17 protein-coding genes and 1 pseudogene are annotated in these 20,773 nt (G+C 60.1%); 12 read left to right on the plus strand and 6 right to left on the minus strand.

Annotated elements, in window-relative coordinates; genetic code table 11:
• Positions 1-6 precede the first annotated feature (6 nt).
• Entirely contained in the window at positions 7-549 is a 543-nt protein-coding gene (locus KKQ10_RS15410; RefSeq protein WP_047598153.1) for a DUF2937 family protein, read from the plus strand.
• Between the two features lie 85 nt (positions 550-634).
• On the opposite strand, the gene KKQ10_RS15415 is transcribed toward KKQ10_RS15410, so the two are convergent.
• On the minus strand, positions 635-1,549 hold the full coding sequence (locus KKQ10_RS15415; RefSeq protein ID WP_215501584.1) for a LysR family transcriptional regulator: 915 nt from the start codon (positions 1,547-1,549) through the stop codon (positions 635-637).
• A 159-nt stretch (positions 1,550-1,708) separates the two neighbouring features.
• On the opposite strand from KKQ10_RS15415, the gene KKQ10_RS15420 reads away from it, so the two are divergent.
• From KKQ10_RS15420 to KKQ10_RS15435, 4 genes are all read left to right on the plus strand, one after another.
• On the plus strand, positions 1,709-2,995 hold the full coding sequence (locus tag KKQ10_RS15420; protein WP_127649771.1) for an MFS transporter: 1,287 nt from the start codon (positions 1,709-1,711) through the stop codon (positions 2,993-2,995).
• A gap of 78 nt (positions 2,996-3,073) precedes the next feature.
• On the plus strand, positions 3,074-3,826 hold the full coding sequence (locus KKQ10_RS15425) for a 5-oxoprolinase subunit PxpA (RefSeq protein WP_215501585.1): 753 nt from the start codon (positions 3,074-3,076) through the stop codon (positions 3,824-3,826).
• Positions 3,823-4,527 carry a 5-oxoprolinase subunit PxpB gene (pxpB, locus tag KKQ10_RS15430; RefSeq protein WP_215501586.1) on the plus strand — a complete coding sequence of 235 codons (705 nt, stop codon included), beginning with the start codon at positions 3,823-3,825 and terminating at the stop codon, positions 4,525-4,527. The genes KKQ10_RS15425 and pxpB overlap by 4 nt, the downstream gene beginning before the upstream one ends.
• Positions 4,524-5,441, plus strand: a complete 918-nt coding sequence (locus tag KKQ10_RS15435) for a 5-oxoprolinase subunit C family protein (RefSeq protein ID WP_215501587.1) — start codon at positions 4,524-4,526, stop codon at positions 5,439-5,441. The genes pxpB and KKQ10_RS15435 overlap by 4 nt, the downstream gene beginning before the upstream one ends.
• Positions 5,442-5,528: 87 nt before the next feature.
• On the opposite strand, the gene KKQ10_RS15440 is transcribed toward KKQ10_RS15435, so the two are convergent.
• Positions 5,529-6,707 (minus strand): vWA domain-containing protein, encoded by a 1,179-nt coding sequence (locus KKQ10_RS15440; RefSeq protein WP_007956512.1) that lies wholly within the window; start codon positions 6,705-6,707, stop codon positions 5,529-5,531.
• 12 nt (positions 6,708-6,719) lie between these two features.
• Positions 6,720-7,565: an AAA family ATPase gene (locus KKQ10_RS15445; protein ID WP_025110627.1), complete on the minus strand. Its 846-nt coding sequence runs from the start codon at positions 7,563-7,565 to the stop codon at positions 6,720-6,722.
• A gap of 201 nt (positions 7,566-7,766) precedes the next feature.
• On the opposite strand from KKQ10_RS15445, the gene KKQ10_RS15450 reads away from it, so the two are divergent.
• A complete protein-coding gene (locus KKQ10_RS15450; protein ID WP_252191624.1) occupies positions 7,767-7,997 on the plus strand; it encodes a DUF4160 domain-containing protein in 231 nt (76 codons plus the stop codon).
• Positions 7,998-8,192 (plus strand): annotated as a pseudogene (locus KKQ10_RS28420) (helix-turn-helix domain-containing protein); the annotation flags it as partial.
• Here the strand turns inward: KKQ10_RS28420 and KKQ10_RS15455 are convergent.
• Positions 8,189-9,265 (minus strand): DUF748 domain-containing protein, encoded by a 1,077-nt coding sequence (locus KKQ10_RS15455; protein WP_215501588.1) that lies wholly within the window; start codon positions 9,263-9,265, stop codon positions 8,189-8,191. The pseudogene KKQ10_RS28420 and the gene KKQ10_RS15455 sit on opposite strands and share 4 nt — an antisense overlap.
• A gap of 127 nt (positions 9,266-9,392) precedes the next feature.
• Between KKQ10_RS15455 and cysK the strand changes: the two genes are divergently transcribed.
• Together cysK and KKQ10_RS15465 are read left to right on the plus strand one after the other, a co-directional pair.
• Positions 9,393-10,367, plus strand: coding sequence for a cysteine synthase A (gene cysK, locus KKQ10_RS15460; protein ID WP_215501589.1), 975 nt, complete (start codon positions 9,393-9,395; stop codon positions 10,365-10,367).
• A 184-nt stretch (positions 10,368-10,551) separates the two neighbouring features.
• On the plus strand, positions 10,552-11,490 hold the full coding sequence (locus KKQ10_RS15465; protein ID WP_127649778.1) for an aspartyl/asparaginyl beta-hydroxylase domain-containing protein: 939 nt from the start codon (positions 10,552-10,554) through the stop codon (positions 11,488-11,490).
• Between the two features lie 262 nt (positions 11,491-11,752).
• On the opposite strand, the gene KKQ10_RS15470 is transcribed toward KKQ10_RS15465, so the two are convergent.
• The gene (locus tag KKQ10_RS15470) at positions 11,753-12,277 is read right to left on the minus strand and encodes a hypothetical protein (protein WP_353844746.1); all 525 of its coding nucleotides are present in this window, start codon (positions 12,275-12,277) and stop codon (positions 11,753-11,755) included.
• A 472-nt stretch (positions 12,278-12,749) separates the two neighbouring features.
• Here KKQ10_RS15470 and KKQ10_RS15475 point away from each other — a divergent pair, with 472 nt between their 5' ends.
• On the plus strand, positions 12,750-13,616 hold the full coding sequence (locus KKQ10_RS15475) for a DMT family transporter (RefSeq protein WP_215501591.1): 867 nt from the start codon (positions 12,750-12,752) through the stop codon (positions 13,614-13,616).
• Between the two features lie 123 nt (positions 13,617-13,739).
• On the opposite strand, the gene KKQ10_RS15480 is transcribed toward KKQ10_RS15475, so the two are convergent.
• The gene (locus KKQ10_RS15480) at positions 13,740-14,648 is read right to left on the minus strand and encodes a DMT family transporter (RefSeq protein WP_215501592.1); all 909 of its coding nucleotides are present in this window, start codon (positions 14,646-14,648) and stop codon (positions 13,740-13,742) included.
• A 218-nt stretch (positions 14,649-14,866) separates the two neighbouring features.
• Between KKQ10_RS15480 and aceK the strand changes: the two genes are divergently transcribed.
• Both aceK and hrpA read left to right on the plus strand, forming a co-directional pair.
• Complete coding sequence (gene aceK, locus KKQ10_RS15485; RefSeq protein WP_127649783.1) at positions 14,867-16,588, plus strand: bifunctional isocitrate dehydrogenase kinase/phosphatase; 1,722 nt, start codon at positions 14,867-14,869, stop codon at positions 16,586-16,588.
• A 136-nt stretch (positions 16,589-16,724) separates the two neighbouring features.
• Positions 16,725-20,636, plus strand: a complete 3,912-nt coding sequence (hrpA, locus tag KKQ10_RS15490) for an ATP-dependent RNA helicase HrpA (protein WP_127649784.1) — start codon at positions 16,725-16,727, stop codon at positions 20,634-20,636.
• Positions 20,637-20,773 lie beyond the last annotated feature (137 nt).

The following is a 20,773-nucleotide window of genomic DNA, read 5'->3' on the forward strand; positions in this document are numbered from 1 at the left end:
TCCTCGATGTTGCTCAGTTATCTACGGCTGGTGTTGTTTGCGGCGGGCCTGTTGATCGGTGTTCAGGTACCGGGTTTCATCAACGATTACGCCAAACGCGTCGAAGCCCATCTGATCGAAGCGCAGACCGGTCTGCGTGGTTTCCAGGGTACGGCCGAGCAGTTCTTCAAGGGCGACCTGCAGGCACTGGTCGCGCATTACCGCGCCAGCGAAGACCCGGTGTTTCGCAGCGATGCCGACAGCCTGAGCACCTTGCTCAACCGGCAGATTGCGCTGGATAAACAGTTCCAGGCCATGCAGGGCCCGTGGTACATCCGCTTCCTGCAAGTGGTGCTGGCCGCCGACCCGGACATTCGCAAGGAAACCTGGAACGGCTACAGCTACCAGATCCTGCTGACCCCGGAAGCGATGATCTGGGGCATGAGCGGCGCGCTGCTGCTGTCGTTCGGCATCGAGTGCCTGATTCGCCTGATCGACTGGGTGGTGCTGGGCGGCCGGCGTTTGCGCCAGAGCCGGCCGATTGAAGACCGCGACGTGCGCGGCCTTTAAAAGCTCAAGAGCAAAAGATCGCAGCCTTCGGCTGCTCCTGCATTGATCTCTGTAGGAGCTGCCGAAGGCTGCGATCTTTTGCTGTTCAGTTACTCAAGACGATGTAATTCTCACCCACCTTGCGCGCATATTCCCCCAGCACCTGCTGACACAACGTCACAATCTCCTCGACCCATTCCACACCAACCCGCCAAGACACCACCACCTGCAGGTTCGGCGGCCGCTGGTCGATGTCGAGCAAGGTCAGTTCGCCTCGTGCCAGTTCCTCGGCCACCAGCACCGGCGGCAGGACGCCGATGCCAAAGCCATCGCGCAGCAGCCGGGTAATCGCCGACACCGAGTTCACGCAGTTCAAGCGCGGCGCCAGCACACCGTTGGCCTGCATCAGTGCCAGCAGATCCTGGTGCGGTCGGGAGTTTTTCGAGTAAGTGATGATCCGCTCCTGCGCCAGTTCGCCGAGGTCGGCGTAATCGCGGTTGTAGATCGATTGGCTGGCGACGATCCAGCCCAGCGGATGGCTGGCCAGTTCCAGGCTGCGCACGCTCTCGTGGCGCACCAGATCGGTTTGCAGGATCAGATCGAGAAAGCCTTTTTGCAACTGATCGCAGAGGTTGAGCGACGTATCGGCCACCAGCTCGATTTCCACGCGTGGATACAGATCGGTCATCTGCGCCACCAACGGGCTGAGCCAGGTGTGAATCACCGTGTCCATCACGCCGATGCGTACCCGGCCGACCTTGCTTGAGCGGGTCTCGATCGATTGCTTCAGCGCCTGCATGGTGTCGAGCATCTGCTCGGCATAATCCAGCACTTTCAGGCCTTCGGGCGTCAGGCTGACACCGCGTGAATCGCGCAGAAACAGCTTCACCCCCAGTTCGCCTTCGAGCACCGCGATGCGGCTGGAAATCGAGGCCTGGGTGGTGAACAGCTTGTCCGCGGTCAGGCGAAAACTCTTCAGCCGGGCGACCCAGACAAAGGTCTCGAGAAACTTCAGGTTCATGGCAACGGCTCGAGTGACAAATTTTTCTTATGCCTAAGGCGGGTTTTTATTCGTTGGACGCAGCAGGGCGGCGCGCCCAAAAATCGGCGCATCCGGTTCCCACGATAGGCGTCGTCGGGGCTACGAACAAGACCAATAAAAAACCTGCGGAGATAAGCCATGAGTGCTCCCGACACCCTAGAAGCATCCACGGCAACGGCGCGTCCGGGGCCGTTCGACTGGTATCGCAACATCAATCAACAGGAGCGCCGCACGTTCTGGAGCTGCAAGATCGGCTACGGTCTGGACGGCATGGACACGCAGATGCTCAGCTTCGTGGTGCCGACCCTGATTGCCATGTGGGGTATCACCACCGGGCAGGCCGGGCTGATTCACACCAGCACCCTGATCGCCTCGGCCATCGGCGGCTGGGTGGCGGGGATACTCTCCGACCGCATCGGCCGCGTGCGCACCCTGCAACTGACGGTGCTGTGGTTCGCCTTCTTCACCTTCCTCTGCGGCTTCGCCCAGAACTACGAACAGCTGTTGATTGCTCGCACCCTGATGGGCTTCGGTTTCGGCGGCGAATGGACCGCCGGCGCGGTGCTGATCGGTGAGGTGATCCGCGCCAAGGACCGCGGTAAAGCGGTGGGCATGGTGCAATCCGGCTGGGCGCTGGGTTGGGGCCTGACGGCGATTCTGTATGCGCTGCTGTTCTCGGTGTTGCCACCGGAAGACGCCTGGCGTGCGCTGTTCATTCTCGGCATCGTCCCGGCGATCTTCGTGATTTTCGTCCGTCGGCTGGTGAAAGACCCGGAGATCTATCGCGAAGCCAAGGCTGCGCAAACCCCGCAGAACCCGGCGAAGTTCTACGAGATCTTCGCTCCCGGCATGCTCTTCACCACGTTCCGCGCCTCCTTGCTGACCACCGGCGCACTGGGCGGGTATTACGCGATCACCTCGTGGCTGCCGACCTTTCTCAAGAACGAACGTGGTTTGAGTGTGCTTGGCACCGGCGGTTATCTGGCGATGGTGATCGTCGGCTCCTATGTCGGCTATGTGATCAGCGCTTATCTCACCGACCTGCTGGGACGTAAAAAGAACTTCATCCTGTTCGCGGTCGGCTCGTTCACTATCGTGCTGCTGTACACGCAGATGCCGGTCAGCAACGGCGTGATGCTGTGGCTGGGCTTTCCGCTGGGCTTCTTCGCCTCGGGGATTTTCAGCGGCATGGGCGCGTTTCTTACCGAGCTGTTTCCGACGCGGATTCGCGGTTCGGGCCAGGGCTTCTGCTACAACATCGGGCGGGCGCTGGCGGCGCTGTTTCCATTGCTGATCGGCCTGCTCAGCCAGACAGTGCCGTTGAGCGTGGGCATCGGCGCGTTTGCTGCGGTGTCTTACGGGGTGGTGATTCTCGCGGCGTTGAGCCTGCCGGAAACCCGTGGCAAGCAACTGGATGCGCAGTAACTGATAACCTGCGGGGGCAGTGCCCAACGGGCATTTGTCCTACGGATAGAAAGACAAGAAGCTACAGGAGTGTTTACCGTGAGCCGCCTGTTATTGAATTGCGACATTGGCGAGAGTTTCGGCAGCTGGACCATGGGTCTGGACGCCGAGGTCATGCCCTTCATCGATTGCGCCAATGTGGCCTGCGGGTTCCACGCCGGCGACCCGAGCATCATGCGCAAAACCGTGAGCCTGGCCCTGAGCCATGGCGTGCAGATCGGTGCGCATCCGGCCTATCAGGATCTGGTCGGCTTCGGTCGTCGTTCCATGGCCTATTCCGCGCAAGAGCTGCAAGACATCCTGCATTACCAGATCGGCGCGCTCGACGGCATTTGCCGGGCGCAGGGTGGGCGGGTCAGCTACGTCAAACCCCACGGCGCGATGTACAACGACATGATGGCCAACCCGGCGCAGTTGCGCGCGGTAATTCAGGCCGTGGCTGCCTACGATCGCACGTTGCCGCTGATGCTGATGGCCACCCGCGACAACGCGGCGGCGCAACAGCTCGGTGACGAATACGGTGTGACCCTGTGGTTCGAAGCCTTCGCCGACCGCGCCTACGACAGCGCCGGTAAACTGCTGTCGCGGCAACTGCCGGGCGCGGTGCATCACGATGCGCAAACCATCATCGAACAGGCCCTGACCATCGCCCGTGGCGGCGACCTCGTCGCCAGCGACGGCAGCGCGCTGCATCTGCAGGCCAACACCCTCTGCGTACACGGCGACAACGCCAGTTCGGTGGCCGCTGTGCAACGCATTCGCGAGGCCCTGAATCAGCAGAGTGCGCCATGAACCCACGCATTGAAGTGGTGGCCCTGGACTGCCTGATGCTGCGCCTGTTCGATGAAATCGCCGAAGCCAACATGCCGTGGATGCTCGCCGCCAGTGAGCGCCTGCGCTCAGTGTTTGGCGCGCAATTGATTGATCTGGTGCCGTCCTACACCACGCTGATGGTGCATTACGACCTGACCACGCTGAGCCCGAACCAGGCCCGTGAATTGATCGCCGAAGCGTTAATTGACCTGTCGCCAAATGCGCGCACCGGTGGTCAGTGTCATGTGTTGCCGGTCTGGTACGACCTCAGTGTCGGCCCCGAATTGAGTTTGTTGGCACAACGCAGCGGCTTGTCTGTGGAGGAGGTGATCCGCCGCCACAGCGCTCGCGAATACCAGGTGTTCGCTCTCGGCTTTGCCCCGGGGTTCGCCTTCATGGGACTGGTGGAAGAGGTGCTGGCAGCGCCGCGTCTGGACACCCCGCGCAAGAAAGTCGCTGCCGGCAGCGTCGGCATCGCCGAACGACAGACCGCCGCTTACCCGGTGGTATCCCCCGGCGGCTGGAACCTGATCGGCCGCACCCCGGCGAAACTGTTCGACCGCCATCGCGACGGCTACAGCCTGATGCAACCGGGCGACACAGTTCGATTCGAAGCGGTCAGTCATGCCGAGTTCATCAATCTGGGTGGCGATGACACGCCACTGGAGGCGCAGGCATGAGCCGACTGATGATCGAAGCAAGTACACCGCTGTGTTTATTGCAGGATGCCGGACGCTTCGGCGTTCGCCATTTGGGCGTGACCCAGGGCGGCGCGGCGGATGGGTGTTCGATGAGCTGGGCCAACTGGTTGCTCGGCAATGCGCTGGATGTACCGGTGATTGAGGTCACGCTTGGCGGGTTTGCCGTAATCGCTGAAGACGATTGCTTGCTGGCGCTGGCCGGCGCGGATCTCGGTGCGCAGATCGATGGGCAGGCGCTGGCGCCGTGGCGCAGTTTCAAACTGGGCAAGGGGCAGAAATTGCAGTTCACCCAACCGTTGCTCGGGGCCCGGGCCTATCTGGCGGCCCCCGGTGGTTTTGACGCGCCGAAGGTGCTCGGCAGCAGCGCTACGGTGGTGCGTGAAGAGCTCGGTGGGCTAGATGGTATGGGGTTGCCGTTGGCCAAAGGGGCGACGCTGAGTTACCACGGTGAAGTCCTGCAGATGCGTGAAGTGCCGCTGGAGCATCGACCTGATTTTCGGCTGAATACGCCGCTGGATCTGGTGCTTGGTGCACAGATCGGCCAGTTCAGCGGGCAGAGTCTGTTTGATGTGTTCAACAGTCCATGGACACTCGACAGTCGCGCTGACCGCATGGGCATTCGGTTATTGGGCAAGGCGCTGCAGTATCAGGGCCGGCCGATGATTTCCGAGGGGATTCCGTTGGGTGCGGTGCAGGTTCCGCCGGACGGGCAGCCGATTGTGCTGCTCAATGATCGGCAGACCATTGGCGGCTATCCGCGGTTGGGGGCGTTGACGCCGGTGGCACTGGCGCGGCTGGCGCAGTGTCTGCCGGGGGCGCAGGTGCGGTTGCGGCCGGTGGTGCAGGAAGTGGCACACCGTGAGCATGTCGAATATTTGCAGCGTTTTGGTTGAAGATCAAAAGATCGCAGCGTGCGGCAGCTCCTACAGAAAGTTTCGCGTTTCCCTGTAGGCGCTGCGGCACGCTGCGATCTTTTGCTTTTATTTGGACAGAAACCGCATCCCTTCTTCCAATCCACGAAGGGTCAGCGGATACATCTGATCCTCGATCAAATCGCGCACGATATTGGTCGATGAGGTGTAGCCCCACGTGTCCTTCGGATACGGATTGATCCAGATGAGCTTCTTGTACTTCTCCATGAAACGCTGCATCCACACGTAACCCGGCTCTTCGTTCCAGTGCTCGACGCTGCCGCCAGCCTGGGTGATTTCGTAGGGCGCCATGGCGGCGTCGCCGATGAAGATCACTTTGTAGTCGGCGCCGTACTTGTGCAGCAGGTCCTGGGTTGAGGTGCGCTCGGAGGTACGGCGCATGTTGTTCTTCCACACCGATTCATAAATGAAGTTGTGGAAGTAGAAATACTCCAGATGCTTGAACTCGGTCTTGCAGGCCGAGAACAGCTCCTCGCAGATCTTCACGTGCGCATCCATCGAGCCGCCGATGTCGAACAGCAGCAACAGCTTGACCGTGTTACGCCGCTCCGGGCGCATCTGGATGTTCAGCAGGCCGGCGTCCTTGGCGGTGTGGTCGATGGTGCCGTCGATGTCCAGCTCTTCCGCTGCACCCTGACGAGCGAATTTGCGCAGGCGGCGCAGGGCGACCTTGATGTTGCGCGTGCCCAGCTCCACCGAGTCGTCGAGGTTCTTGTACTCGCGTTGATCCCAGACTTTCACCGCTTTGCCCTGACGCTTGCCGGCATCGCCAACCCGGATGCCTTCCGGGTTGAACCCGCCGGAGCCGAACGGGCTGGTGCCGCCGGTGCCGATCCATTTGTTACCGCCGGCGTGGCGTTCCTTCTGTTCTTCCAGACGCTTCTTGAACTCTTCGATCAGCTTGTCGAGGCCACCGAGCGACTGGATCTGCGCGCGTTCCTCGTCAGTCAGCGAGCGCTCGAATTCCTTGCGCAACCAGTCTTCGGGAATCAGCGCCTGCAGGTGATCGTCGAGTTTTTCCAGGCCATTGAAGTAGGCACCGAACGCACGGTCGAACTTGTCGAAATGCCGTTCGTCCTTCACCAGAATTGCCCGCGACAAGTAGTAGAACTCGTCCATGTCGGCGAAGGTCACGCGCTGTTTCAGCGCGTTGATCAGGTCGAGCAGCTCGCGCACCGACACCGGCACCTTGGCTGCACGCATTTCATTGAACAGGTTGAGCAGCATGGCATCAGCCTCTTAGCGAGAGCCGCGACGGCTCATGAACGCCAGACGCTCAAGCAACTGCACGTCCTGCTCGTTCTTCACCAGGGCACCGGCCAGCGGCGGAATGGCTTTGGTCGGATCGCGCTCGCGCAGCACCGCTTCGCCGATGTTGTCGGCCATCAGCAGCTTCAGCCAGTCCACCAGTTCCGAGGTCGACGGCTTCTTCTTCAGGCCCGGCACCTTGCGCACATCGAAGAACACGTCCAGCGCCTCGCTGACCAGATCCTTCTTGATGTCCGGGTAGTGCACGTCGACGATTTTCTGCAGGGTGGTGCGGTCCGGGAAGGCGATGTAGTGGAAGAAGCAACGGCGCAGGAAGGCGTCCGGCAGCTCTTTCTCGTTGTTCGAGGTAATGATGATGATCGGGCGCTTCTTGGCCTTGATGGTCTCGTCGATCTCGTAAACGTAGAACTCCATCTTGTCGAGTTCTTGCAGCAGGTCATTCGGGAATTCGATGTCGGCCTTGTCGATCTCGTCGATCAGCAGAATGACGCGTTCTTCTGACTCGAACGCCTCCCAGAGCTTGCCTTTCTTCAGGTAGTTGCGCACATCGTGGACTTTTTCGTTGCCCAGCTGCGAGTCGCGCAGACGGCTGACCGCGTCGTACTCGTACAGGCCCTGATGGGCCTTGGTGGTGGACTTGATGTGCCAGGTGATCAACTTGGCGCCGAACGATTCGGCCAGTTGCTCGGCGAGCATGGTCTTGCCGGTGCCCGGTTCGCCCTTGACCAGCAGCGGCCGCTCCAGGGTGATGGCGGCGTTGACCGCCAGCTTCAGGTCATCGGTGGCGACGTAGGCCTGGGTGCCTTCGAACTTCATCTGCTAATCCTCGAACGGTAACGCCGACCTGCACGGGCAGGGCGGGGGCGAAAAAACGGATGCCCCGACTATAACGCGCAGCCCGGTCGACTGTGAACGCAGACGGCTTATTCAGTCTCTGAATGGGGCGTCACATGTTGACTCGGTTTCGGCCCAGGGCCAGCATTCAGGTATCGCCGATTTGGCGATAGCCTTTCGGGCATGACGACTAAATACCGATTTCGCGACAAATACCGCATTCAGTTGCGTGAGAAGGATCATCCTCCGCCCCATGTTCACCCGACCGGTGGTGGTGTGGACGTGATGCTGAGCCTGGAAACCATTGAGGTCATGATAGGCAAGGCTCGGCCGCTGATTATCAAGGAAGCGCAGGCCTCGTCTGTCGGCTGTGCAGGCACTGTCAGATTTTCGATTGAAACTGACTTTTATTGACGTACCGGACTCTCTCTGAATCAGGCAGCCGAGGCGCTGGGTATCAGTGCCCGCAGCATCAGCCGCTACAGTAGCGGGCGGGAGGCGGTGCCAAGGTCATTGGCCTTGGCTTGTCTTGGTTGGGACTCATTGCAGCAAAGATCCACGCGAGCAGCTGAAGAGTCTGGTCGATATATCGTTAATCGTAAGTCTTAGCCCGCATCCGGCTTCGGCCGCTCATACCGAGCATTGAAGGCCTGGATGAAGCCATTGCGCAAAATCTGCAAAAACGCTTCGAACGCGCTGATATTTTGCTGATGCACGCTGCCGCTGAGCTCGACCCGGGTGGCGAACTGGTTTTTGGCCTGGTTCTTCAGCACGGTTTCCGTGCCGCCCACCAACGCCTCCCAGACCGAGCGGAAGATGCTCTTGTTCTTGTTTTCCACGTCCTGCTGCCAGTTGAACACTTCGACGTCGCGCAGCAGTGGCTTGATGTAACCACTGACCTGGGCTTTTTTCGCCTGGGCTTCGATCACGACATCACCGTGGCCGGCGTTGAAGTCGAACTTGCCGTAGGCCGAGGCGAAGTCGTTCATGCTCTTGAGTTCGATGTCACGGGCGCGCAGGCGGAACTGGAAATCTTCGAAATTGCTCAGCGGATCAAAGGTCGCGCTGGTTTCCAGGGGCGCATGCCCCAGCAGCAGGGCCTTGCCTTCGAAGCGGGCATCGCGTTTGCCCTGTTTGTCGACCACGTTGGTCAGGTTGTAGATGCTGGCCTCGACCTGGGTGGCATTCATATTCACCGGTGGATGGGAGCTGAAGTTGCGGAAGCTGATCTTGCCGTCGTGAATCTGTACCTCGTCGAGGGTGATCGGCAGCAGTTTACTGAGCTGCGCGCGCCAGTCGGTGCCTTTACCGGTCTGGGAGTTCTGCTTGTTGGCCCCGCCATCGACGAAGTTGACCTCGGGATTGAGGAACTGCACCTGCGCCACCACCGCATGGTCGTACCACAGCGAGTGCCAACTGACCGACAGATCGATCAGCGGTGCGTTGACGAACGGCACCGGTACCTTGCCATCGACCTTTACGATTTTCAGTCCGTTGATTTTGTAAGCGCCGCGCCACAGGGCCAGATCGACGTCGGTGATCTGGCCCCGGTAATCGCCCATGTCCGCCAGTTTGTTGTTCAGGTAGTCGCGCACCATGTAGGGCAGGGCAATGTGCAGCGCGATCAGCAACACAACGACGACGGCGAAAATCCCGAGTGGCCAACTGTAGCGACGCTTCATGACGGCAATTCCTTGACGATGTAAGCGATTGACTGTTGTGTAACGCAGACGTTCGACCTGACTGGACTGCGCCAGGCAACAGGCATACCTTGAAAGGCTGAATTCAACGCTGCATAAGGACCCAGCCATGAGCCGCATTTTCGCTGACAACGCCCATTCCATCGGCAATACGCCACTGGTGCAGATCAACCGCATCGCGCCGCGTGGCGTGACCATTCTGGCCAAGATCGAGGGGCGCAACCCCGGTTATTCGGTCAAGTGCCGGATCGGCGCGAACATGATCTGGGATGCCGAAAGCAGCGGCAAACTCAAACCGGGCATGACCATCGTCGAGCCGACCTCCGGCAATACCGGCATTGGCCTGGCTTTTGTCGCGGCGGCACGCGGTTACAAGTTGATGCTGACCATGCCGGCCTCGATGAGTATCGAGCGCCGCAAGGTGCTCAAGGCGCTGGGTGCAGAGTTGGTCCTGACCGAACCGGCCAAGGGCATGAAAGGCGCGATCGAGAAGGCCGCTGAGATTGTTGCCAGCGATGCCGACAAGTACTTCATGCCGTCGCAGTTCGACAATCCGGCGAACCCGGCGATTCACGAGAAAACCACCGGTCCGGAAATCTGGAACGACACCGATGGTGCCGTGGATGTACTGGTGGCTGGCGTCGGCACCGGCGGAACCATCACCGGCGTTTCGCGGTATATCAAGAATACCCAGGGCAAACCGATCCTGTCGGTGGCGGTGGAACCGGTGTCCTCGCCGGTGATCAGCCAGACGCTGGCGGGCGAAGAGATCAAGCCGAGCCCCCACAAGATTCAGGGCATTGGCGCCGGTTTCGTGCCGAAGAACCTCGACTTGTCGATCGTCGACCGGGTGGAACAGGTCACCGACGACGAATCCAAGGCCATGGCGCTGCGATTGATGCAGGAAGAAGGGATCTTGTGCGGTATCTCTTGCGGCGCGGCCATGGCGGTTGCGGTGCGACTGGCAGAGACCCCGGAGATGCAGGGCAAGACCATCGTGGTGATCCTGCCGGACTCCGGCGAGCGCTATCTGTCGAGCATGTTGTTCAGCGATCTGTTCACCGAGCAGGAGAATCAGCAGTAAGCGAATTGATTCAGATCAGCCGGGGTTCAGGATCGTTATGCTAATAAATGCTTTGTTGCGCAATTCTTAACACTGAATCTTGGGTGGTGCGGGTTTTTCCCGAGGCCGGTAGTGTTTATCATGGCCGGCTGCCATGCCGGGTAAAGGGCATTGCGCAGCGTTGTCTTTATTCAAGGAGTCGTTGATGACCTTTTCGTTAGCCGCCAAGGTGTTGGTGTTGCTGCTGTTTGTGGGCAGCATCCTCTATGTGCATTTGCGCGGCAAGGCGCGTTTGCCGGTCCTGCGTCAGTTCGTCAACCACTCGGCGCTGTTCGCTCCTTATAACGCTCTGATGTACCTGTTCTCCGGCGTGCCATCCAAGCCGTATCTGGATCGCAGCAAGTTTCCGGAGCTGGATGTGCTGCGCGACAACTGGGAAACCATTCGCGACGAGGCCATGCACCTGTTCGACGAGGGCTACATCCGCGCCGCCGAGAAGAACAATGACGCCGGTTTCGGCTCGTTCTTCAAGAAGGGCTGGAAGCGTTTCTACCTCAAGTGGTACGACAAACCGTTGCCGTCGGCCGAAACCCTGTGCCCGAAAACCGTGGCGCTGGTCAGTGCGATTCCCAACGTCAAAGGCGCAATGTTTGCGCTGTTGCCGGGTGGCAGCCACCTGAACCCGCACCGTGATCCGTTTGCCGGCTCCCTGCGTTATCACCTGGGTCTGTCGACGCCGAACTCCGACGATTGCCGGATCTTCGTGGACGGTCAGGTCTACGCTTGGCGCGACGGTGAAGACGTGATGTTCGACGAGACCTACGTGCACTGGGTCAAGAACGAAACCGAACAGACCCGCGTCATCCTGTTCTGCGACGTCGAACGTCCGCTGAGCAACCGCCTGATGACCCGCATCAACCGCGCCATCAGTGCCTGGCTGGGCCGTGCCACCGCGCCGCAGAACCTTGACGACGAACGTGTCGGCGGGATCAACCAGGCCTATGCCTGGAGCAAGCACTTCAGCGACAAATTCAGTGGCGTGGTCAAACAGTGGAAGCGTCGCAATCCCAAGGCCTACCGCATCATGCGCCCGGTTTTGGCGGTGGTGGTGCTGACATTGCTGGGGTATTGGCTGTTTGGTTGAGGCTGGATGTTGTAATGAAAAAACCGCTCCTTGTGAGCGGTTTTTTTTGTCTGTAGATAAGTCTACAGTCGGCCAGCGGCGAGTACGTTTGGCTCTTCGGTTTCAGTGCCCGTTATAAGTAACTGCAGCAGACGCCTCTGACTCGCGGTGAGCGTTACCTCGCCGGATTTTCTCCCGCGAGAAAGTATGTCTTTTCTGGAGGAAGGCTTCTTTGTTGATTTGCTCATTTTTCCACCAGTGTTGATCGTTAATTGAACAGTTTTCACGATACTAGGTTCTCCAAGGTTTTGACAAGGCGGCACCCAGCGTCGAAGCCGAAACCAAGCTCTTGATAGTGGGAAATTGCGCCCCTTAAAGGTTCTTGAATCTCGAGAACCTTGCTGCCAATGAGCTGGGCGTATTGTTCAATCACAATCATCGCCAGTGCCCCGATACGTTTTTTTAACGGATGGGGTTCGTAGGGACGTCCCTCCAAACGCACAATTCGTATTCTGTTTTTGCTGGCATTTGGATTTGCGAAACACAGCCCGCAAAGTTCTTCTTCAAACCAGATAGCGATGTCCAGAGATGAGGGCTCCCGACCCTTCCACTCAATGACCTCGTTCCAGCAAAAGTGCTGGTCTCTCCAGAGAGTAGATGCTTGCAGTGCTTGCTGGTCGATAGGTTCGAAACGAACTTTCGATAAATCGATGGCAGCAGGACCATAGCGTTCCAGTTGAAGCTGAAGTTGGTGGGTGACGATAGCCGCCCGCTTCCTCGCCGCTGACCGATACAACTGATACCGCAAATTTGTCCGTTCCCTTGGCATGTGATCTCGAGCATTCCCTGTCTCCCCATCAATGGGCCTATCCGTTGCTCGTCAGCCTATGCGCCAGCCATCGACCTTGTCCCTGCTGGCCCTTTGTCCAAATCATTGCAATCCATGTCCCGCGCTGGTTATAGTCGGCGCTCGTGAATCAGGCGATTCACTTCCAAGTCCCTCAAAAAAGATCAGCCCCAATGCCTGCATCCCTCATCAACGCGGTAGTCGATTCAGCGGTCAACGCTGGCGTCGTGCCGTGCGGGAATCAGCAGCCTGGGCAGATCAGTCATTACCCTCCACCTGTCAGTAGCACGCCGGTGTGCGCAGTCGTATCACCGCCGGGCGTTGGCGTTTCGGGCTGATCGGCATTTTTTGCTGACCCCTGCGCCCGCCAGAAAAACCTACTGAATTTCAGCCTCGGCTGAGTTGGCTATGTGCCTGACTACAGGTGGTATTCATGTTTGTCCTTTCGAAAAAAACCGCGCTCGCGGCGACGTCCACGAGCCTGTTCGTTCTGCTGTGGAGCAGCGGGGCGATTTTCTCCAAATGGGGCCTGGCCCACGCTTCGCCCTTTGCCTTTCTGCTGATTCGCTTTGTGATCGCCCTCTGCGGGCTGTTGCTGTTGGCGCCATTGCTCAAATTGAAGCTGCCCAAGGGCGGCAGGCCGATGCTGTATGCGATCGCCACCGGCGTGGTGCTGTTGGGGGCTTATCAGATTTTCTATCTGCTGGCGCTCAACACCCGAATCACCCCCGGCGTGATGGCGACCATTATGGGCGTGCAGCCGATCCTCACTGTGGTCTTGATGGAGCGTCAGCGCTCGGTGAGCCGGATGTTCGGTCTGGCTCTGGGCCTGGCCGGTCTGGTCATGGTGGTTTATCAGGGGATCGGTCTGGCGGGGATGTCCTGGGCGGGCATGTTGTTTGGCCTGCTCGCGTTGGCGAGCATGACCCTCGGGTCGATCATGCAGAAACGCATCACCGAAAATCCCCTCGGCACGCTGCCGGTGCAATACCTGGCCGGGCTGTTGTTGTGCGGGATCTTCGTGCCGTTTCAACCGTTCCACTTTGAACACAGCGCAGGTTTCATCGTGCCGGTGTTGTGGATGGGGCTGGTGGTGTCGGTGCTGGCGACGCTGTTGCTGTACCGCCTGATCGCCCGGGGCAATCTGGTGAATGTCACCAGCCTGTTCTATCTGGTGCCGGCGGTGACGGCGGTGATGGACTATCTGATTTTCGGCAATCGTCTGGCGGTATTGAGCGTGCTGGGGATGCTGTTGATCATTGTTGGTCTGGCGTTTGTGTTCCGTAAATCTGCGGGATAACCGCAAGCCGGGCCAGGCATTTTCGGTGTCTGGTCCGGCCTCTTCACGAGCAGGCTCGCTCCCTTCAAGTACCGGCATACAAGCGGGCTCGCTCGCGAATACGGCCTTATTAACGCCGCAAAATCATCGAACGGCCGCGGCAGAAGGCTTCACCACCGCAGGCTTCAACACCAGCCACAACGCCAGCGCAATCAACACCCCGCCATACAGATGCGCCATCGACAACGGCTCATCCAGCAACAACGCGCCCCACAGCACGCCGAATGCCGGGATCAAGAACGTCACGGTCATCGATTTGACCGGGCCGATGGAGCTGAGCAGGCGGAAATAGATGATGTAGGCGAACGCTGTGCAGCCCAGACCCAGACCCAGCAGCGACAGCCAGACATTCCATCCGCCCCAGCTTGCCGGTGGAGCGGTGATCACGCTGTAGCCGAACAGTGGCAAGAGAAACAGCGAGGCGCCGAGCATGCTGCCCACGGCCGAGAGGCGACTGTCGAGCCCACCGCTGTGATCCAGCCAGCGTCGCGTGAGAAATCCGGCGAAACCATAGCAAGTGGTAGCGAGCAGGCAGGCGAGGGCGCCCATCAGCAATTGCAGATCGAAGGCCACCGGCCCAGCGCGCGTCAGCACACCGACACCGAGCAAGCCGAGAAACACCCCCGTCAGTTTGGCGACCGTGAGTTTTTCACTGAAAAACAGCCCGCCAATCAATACACCCATCAACGGCGTGGTGGCATTGAAGATTGCGGAATAACCGGCCGGCAACACTTGCGCCGCGACTGAATACAGCGTCGCCGGAATCCCCGAGTTGATCACGCCCAGCAGCATCACGGTTTTCAGTTTGCCCTTGAAATCCCAGCTGATGCGCATCAACCCGAGAATCACCAGCAGCCCGACGGCAGCAATCGACACCCGAAAGAACGCGGTCGGAATGGTGCCGATCACCGGCGCAATAATGCGCATGAACAGGAAACTTGCGCCCCAGATGGCTGCCAGCGACAGCATGCGGAAAATATCGACAGCGCTCACGATGGCACTCCTTCCTTGATCGGGACGAGAGTGTTGCCGAGCCTCCGGACGATGGCAACCGCTAATCGGGCATTTAAGTGCGCGAACTGCTCTGCACAGGAAAAACTCCAGCGCCGGACGCCTGCGCTTGGTTTTTGGCAGAAATTGCACTTCACCTGCGCCCGGTTCCGTGGCTAAGCTCTGGCACAGATTTCCACTTGCACGCCGAGGTCTCATCTATGCCGCAGCAATGGCCAGCCACCGACATCGCCCGCATGATCCTCGATGGCTTTGACGATTACCGCGAGCACTTCCGGCAGATCACCGACGGCGCGCGCGAGCGCTTCGAGCAGGCGCGCTGGCAGGAGACGCAGACCGCATCGGCCGCGCGGATCAATCTCTACGAGGAAAAGGTCGGCGAAACCATCGCCCGGCTGCGCGAGCAGTTCGACGACGAGACGCTGATGAATGTCAGCAGTTGGCCGTTGGTGAAAAGCGCCTACATCAGCGTGATCGACCTGCGCTTTGACGATGAACTGTCCGAGACCTGGTACAACTCGATCTTCTGCGGGCTGTTCAGCCATGACCTGATCAGCGACGGCTGCATGTTCATCCACACCACCCGGCCCAGCCTGCGCCGCGCCCGGGCTGCGCAAACCCGCACCTACAAACCGCAAGGCCAGCTGTCGTCGATGCTCGCCAGCATCTTTGCCGATTACCGCTTCAGCGAGGATTACGCCGACCTGCCCGGCGACCTGCAACGCCTCGAGGCGCAGCTGCGCGAGAACCTGCCGGACTGGGTGTGCAAGGACCCGGAACTGAGCGTCGAGCTGTTTTCCTCGGTGCTGTACCGCAACAAAGGCGCGTACCTGGTCGGGCGCATCTACACCCGCGACGAGCAGTGGCCGCTGGTGATTCCACTGTTGCACCGCGAGGGTCGCGGGATTCAGATCGATGCGCTGATCACCGACGAAGCCGATGTGTCGATCATCTTTTCCTTCACCCGTTCGTATTTCATGGTCGATGTGCCGGTGCCGGCGGAATTCATCGGGTTCCTGCGGCGTATCCTGCCGGGCAAGCACATCGCCGAGCTGTACACCTCGATCGGTTTCTACAAGCACGGCAAATCCGAGTTCTACCGTGCGCTGATCAATCACCTGGCCAACACCGACGACCAGTTCATCATGGCCCCGGGCGTGCGAGGCATGGTCATGAGCGTGTTCACCCTGCCGGGTTTCAATACCGTGTTCAAGATCATCAAGGACCGCTTCTCGCCGTCGAAAAACGTCGACCGGGCGACGGTGATCGAGAAGTATCGGCTGGTGAAAAGCGTCGACCGGGTCGGGCGCATGGCCGATACCCAGGAGTTCGCCGATTTCCGTTTTCCGCTGAGCAAGTTCGATCCGGCGTGCCTTGAAGAACTGCTGGAAGTGGCGCCGTCCACGGTCTCGGTCGAAGGTGACACGGTGCTGATCCGCCACTGCTGGACCGAGCGCCGGATGACCCCGCTCAACCTCTACCTGGAAAACGCCAATGACGCGCAGGTGCGCGAGGCGCTGGAGGATTATGGGCTGGCGATCAAGCAGTTGGCGGCGGCCAACATCTTTCCCGGCGACATGTTGCTGAAGAATTTCGGTGTCACTCGACACGGGCGGGTGGTGTTCTACGACTATGACGAAATCTGTTTCCTGACCGAAGCCAACTTCCGCCACATCCCCGCGCCGCGTACCCCCGAGGACGAAATGGCTTCCGAGCCGTGGTACTCGATCGGGCCGCTGGATGTGTTCCCGGAAGAGTTTCCACCGTTCCTGTTCGCCGATGCCGGGCAGCGCAAGCTGTTCGATCAACTGCATGGCGAGCTGTACAACGCCGATTACTGGAAGGGTTTGCAGGAGGCGATTCGGGCGGGGAAGGTCATCGACGTGTTCCCGTATCGGCGCAAGGGCCTGGATAACGAATAACAGCAGCTGAAAGTACCAAGCTGCAAGCTACAAGTGAGAAGCCGCTTTGAACTTGCGGCTTGTAGCTTGCCGCTTGTAGCTGCTTTTCTGCGACAATCGGCCCCCTGCATAAACAGACGACCGAATTGCGTACCCGATGACCGACGAATCGCCCTCCATCGACAAACTGCTGAAAAACCTCGATCACGCCATGCTTGCCGACCGTCACCGGCTGCGGCGGCAGTTGCTTGAGCTGCGCAAGAAACCCGACGAGGCCAAGCTGGCCCAGTGGGTAGCGCGCATGCAGGCATCCTGTGATCAGGTGCTGGCGCGCAAGGCCAGCCTGCCGGTGATTCGTTACGACGACAGCCTGCCGATCGCCGCCAAGCGCGATGAAATCAAAGCTGCGCTCGAGAAGCATCAGGTGCTGATCATCGCCGGCGAAACCGGTTCGGGTAAAACCACCCAGTTGCCGAAAATCTGTCTGGAAATCGGTCGCGGCCAGCACGGTCTGATCGGCCACACGCAGCCGCGCCGAATCGCTGCGCGCAGCGTCGCCAGCCGGGTTGCCGAAGAACTCGGTACGCCGCTCGGTTCGCTGGTCGGCTATCAGGTGCGCTTCGAAGATCAGAGCGATGCCAACACCCTGATCAAACTGATGACCGACGGCATCCTGCTGGCGGAAACCCAGAACGACCGCTACCTCGAACGCTACGACACGATCATCGTCGACGAAGCCCACGAACGCAGCCTCAACATCGACTTCCTGCTCGGTTATTTGAAAACCCTGCTGCCGCGTCGTCCGGACCTGAAAGTCATCATCACCTCGGCGACCATCGATCTGGAACGCTTCTCCAAGCACTTCGACGATGCGCCGATTGTCGAAGTCTCCGGCCGGACCTTCCCGGTAGAGACCTGGTATCGCCCGCTGACGCTTGAGCAGGACGAAGAGGGTAACCGCGTCGAGGACGACTTGACCGTGGATCAGGCGATCCTCGCCACCCTCGACGAAATCGCCGCCTACGAGCGCAGCGAACGCCGCAGCCCTGGCGATGTGCTGGTGTTCCTGCCCGGCGAGCGCGAGATTCGCGACGCTGCCGACATGCTGCGCAAGGCGCAACTCAAACACACCGAAATCCTGCCGCTGTACGCACGTCTGTCGCCGGCCGAACAGCAGCGGATTTTCCAGTCGCACCCGGGCCGGCGTGTGGTGCTGGCGACCAACGTCGCCGAAACCTCGCTGACCGTGCCGGGCATCCGTTACGTGATCGACAGCGGCACCGCGCGCATCAGCCGTTACAGCTACCGCGCCAAGGTCCAGCGTCTGCCGATCGAGGCGATTTCCCAGGCCAGCGCCAATCAGCGTAAAGGTCGTTGCGGCCGGGTCGAGCCGGGCATTTGTGTGCGCTTGTACAGCGAGGAAGATTTCCTCGGTCGCCCGGAGTTCACCGATCCGGAGATTCTGCGCACCAACCTTGCCGCCGTTATCTTGCAGATGCTGCACCTGCGCCTCGGCGAGATTACCGCGTTCCCGTTCATCGAGCCGCCGGATGGCAAGGCGATCAGCGACGGTTTCAACCTGCTGCAAGAACTCTCGGCGGTGGATCGCAACAGCCAGTTGACCCCGCTGGGCCGGCAGTTGGCGCGCCTGCCGGTGGACCCGCGGATGGGCCGCATGCTGCTCGAAGCGGCGAAACTCGGCAGCTTGCAGGAAGTGCTGATCGTCGCCAGTGCGATGTCGATTCAGGACCCGCGCGAGCGTCCGCCGGAGCGTCAGCAAGCGGCGGATCAGGCCCACGCGCAATGGAAGGACAGCGATTCGGACTTTGCCGGGCTGGTCAATCTGTGGCGTGGTTTTGAAGAGCAGCGCCAGGCGCTGACCGCTAGCCCGTTGCGCAACTGGTGTCGCAAGAACTTCCTGAATTATCTGCGCCTGCGTGAATGGCGCGATTCCCACCGCCAGTTGAGCCTGATCTGCCGCGACATGCAGTTGAGCCTGAACAAAGAACCGGCGGATTACCCGAAATTGCACAAAGCGGTGCTGGTCGGCCTGCTCAGCCAGATCGGCCAGAAAACCGAGGATGGCGATTACCTCGGCGCCCGTCAGCGACGTTTCTGGATTCACCCGTCGTCGGGGATCGGCAAGAAGCGTCCGCAATGGCTGATGACCGCCGAGCTGGTGGAAACCACCAAGCTCTATGCGCGCATGGTCGCCAAGATCGATGCCGACTGGATCGAGCCGCTGGCCGGGCACCTGATCAAGAAGAACCACTTCGAACCGCACTGGGAGAAGAAGCGTGGCCAGGTCGTGGCCTACGAGCAGATCACTCTGTTCGGGCTGATCGTGGTCGGCCGCCGCCCGGTGCATTACGGTCCGGTGGATCCGGTGGTCTCCCGCGAGCTGTTCATCCGCGAAGGCCTGGTGCGTGGCGAGATTCAGTCGAAAGCCAAGTGCCTGACGGCCAACCAACAGTTGCTCGAACAACTCGACGAACTGGAAGCCAAGGCCCGTCGCCGCGACATTCTCGCCGACGAAGAAACCCTCTACGCGTTCTACGATGCGCGCTTGCCGGCGGAGATTCACCAGACCGCGACCTTCGACAGCTGGTACCGGGTCAACAGCCAGAAGAACCCGCAACTGCTGATCATGCGCGAGGAAGACGTGCTGGCCCGCGAGGCCAGTGAAGTCACCGCGCGGGACTACCCGGACACGCTGCACATCGGCGATCTGGAACTGGCGCTCAGTTACCACTTTGAACCCAATCACCCGCGCGACGGCGTGACCCTGCGCGTGCCGGCACCGCTGCTGCCGATGCTGCCGCCGGAGCGCCTCGAATGGCTGGTGCCGGGGCTGATCGAGGTCAAGTGCATTGCTCTGGTGCGCAACCTGCCAAAAGCCTTGCGCAAGAACTTCGTGCCGGTGCCGGACTTCATCAAGGCGGCGTTGCAGCGCATGACGTTCGCTGAAGGTTCGTTGCCGCAGGCACTCGGTCGCGAGCTGTTGCGCATGACCGGCGCGCGGGTCAGCGATGAAGCATGGGCGGAAGCGGCGCAGCAGGTCGAAGGGCATCTGCGGATGAACCTGGAAATCGTCGATGGCCAGGGCAAGTTCCTCGGCGAAGGACGTGATCTGGCCGAACTGACTGCACGCTTCGCTGAGGCTAGTCAGGCTGCGTTGGCGGTGCCGCAAAGTGCGAAAAGTCAGCAACCGGTGGAGGCCAAGGTCTTCGCTCCGGTGGCGGAAAAGACTCAACAGAAGATCGCCGGGCTGTCGATGACGGTGTATCCGGCGCTGGTGGAGGAGGGCGGTACGGTCAAGGAGGGGCGTTTCTCAACCCCGGCCGAAGCCGAATTCCAGCATCGCCGCGCCTTGCAACGGCTGCTGATGCAGCAACTGGCCGAACCGGCGAAGTTCCTGCGCGGCAAACTGCCGGGGCAGACAGAACTGGGCCTGCTCTACCGCGAGCTGGGTCGGGTCGATGCACTGGTCGAAGACATTTTGCTGGCCAGCCTCGACAGCTGCATTCTGGAAGGCGAAGAGCCGTTGCCCCGTGACGGCGCCGGGCTGGCAGCCTTGGCCGAACGCAAACGCGGCAACTGGACCGAACACGCCGAGCGTGTGGCACGGCTGACGCTGGAGATCCTCAAGCTGTGGCACGGTCTGCAAAAGCGCTTCAAGGGCAAGATCGATCTGGCCCAGGCCGTGGCGCTGAATGACATCAAGCAACAAATCAACAATCTGGTTTATCCGGGTTTTGTCCGGGAAACGCCGATGCAATGGCTCAAAGAGCTGCCGCGTTATCTGAAGGCGGTCGAGCAGCGTTTCGAGAAACTGGGCGCGCAGGTGCAGAAGGACCGGGTCTGGAGCGGCGAACTGGCCGGCCTCTGGAGCCAATACCAGACCCGCGCCGCCAAACATGCCCAGGAAGGCAAGCGCGATCCGCAGCTTGAGCTGTACCGCTGGTGGCTGGAGGAATACCGGGTGTCGCTGTTCGCCCAGCAGTTGGGGACGAAAGCGCCGATCTCGGACAAGCGCTTGAACAAGCAGTGGACCCAGGTTGAACCCTGATCCCACGACTTGCAACGATCCTGTAGGAGCTGCCGCAGGCTGCGATCTTTTGATCTTGATCTTTTACAAAGCAAAATCAAAAGATCGCAGCCTGCGGCAGCTCCTACAGGGGGGGCGTTTAGCGGGAGAAGGCGCCA

The sequence above is a fragment of the Pseudomonas sp. MG-9 genome (genome assembly GCF_018729515.1).
GTDB lineage: Bacteria > Pseudomonadota > Gammaproteobacteria > Pseudomonadales > Pseudomonadaceae > Aquipseudomonas > Aquipseudomonas serboccidentalis.

Coding starts and splice junctions, on each gene's coding strand:
- KKQ10_RS15465 (WP_127649778.1), top strand. CDS start 10,552: ATGACCTTTTCGTTAGCCGCCAAGGTGTTGGTGTTGCTGCTGTTTGTG.
- KKQ10_RS15440 (WP_007956512.1), bottom strand. CDS start 6,707: ATGCTGCTCAACCTGTTCAATGAAATGCGTGCAGCCAAGGTGCCGGTG.
- aceK (WP_127649783.1), top strand. CDS start 14,867: ATGCCGCAGCAATGGCCAGCCACCGACATCGCCCGCATGATCCTCGAT.
- hrpA (WP_127649784.1), top strand. CDS start 16,725: ATGACCGACGAATCGCCCTCCATCGACAAACTGCTGAAAAACCTCGAT.
- KKQ10_RS15450 (WP_252191624.1), top strand. CDS start 7,767: ATGACGACTAAATACCGATTTCGCGACAAATACCGCATTCAGTTGCGT.
- KKQ10_RS15435 (WP_215501587.1), top strand. CDS start 4,524: ATGAGCCGACTGATGATCGAAGCAAGTACACCGCTGTGTTTATTGCAG.
- KKQ10_RS15445 (WP_025110627.1), bottom strand. CDS start 7,565: ATGAAGTTCGAAGGCACCCAGGCCTACGTCGCCACCGATGACCTGAAG.
- KKQ10_RS15475 (WP_215501591.1), top strand. CDS start 12,750: ATGTTTGTCCTTTCGAAAAAAACCGCGCTCGCGGCGACGTCCACGAGC.
- cysK (WP_215501589.1), top strand. CDS start 9,393: ATGAGCCGCATTTTCGCTGACAACGCCCATTCCATCGGCAATACGCCA.
- KKQ10_RS15410 (WP_047598153.1), top strand. CDS start 7: ATGTTGCTCAGTTATCTACGGCTGGTGTTGTTTGCGGCGGGCCTGTTG.
- KKQ10_RS15415 (WP_215501584.1), bottom strand. CDS start 1,549: ATGAACCTGAAGTTTCTCGAGACCTTTGTCTGGGTCGCCCGGCTGAAG.
- KKQ10_RS15455 (WP_215501588.1), bottom strand. CDS start 9,265: ATGAAGCGTCGCTACAGTTGGCCACTCGGGATTTTCGCCGTCGTCGTT.
- KKQ10_RS15420 (WP_127649771.1), top strand. CDS start 1,709: ATGAGTGCTCCCGACACCCTAGAAGCATCCACGGCAACGGCGCGTCCG.
- pxpB (WP_215501586.1), top strand. CDS start 3,823: ATGAACCCACGCATTGAAGTGGTGGCCCTGGACTGCCTGATGCTGCGC.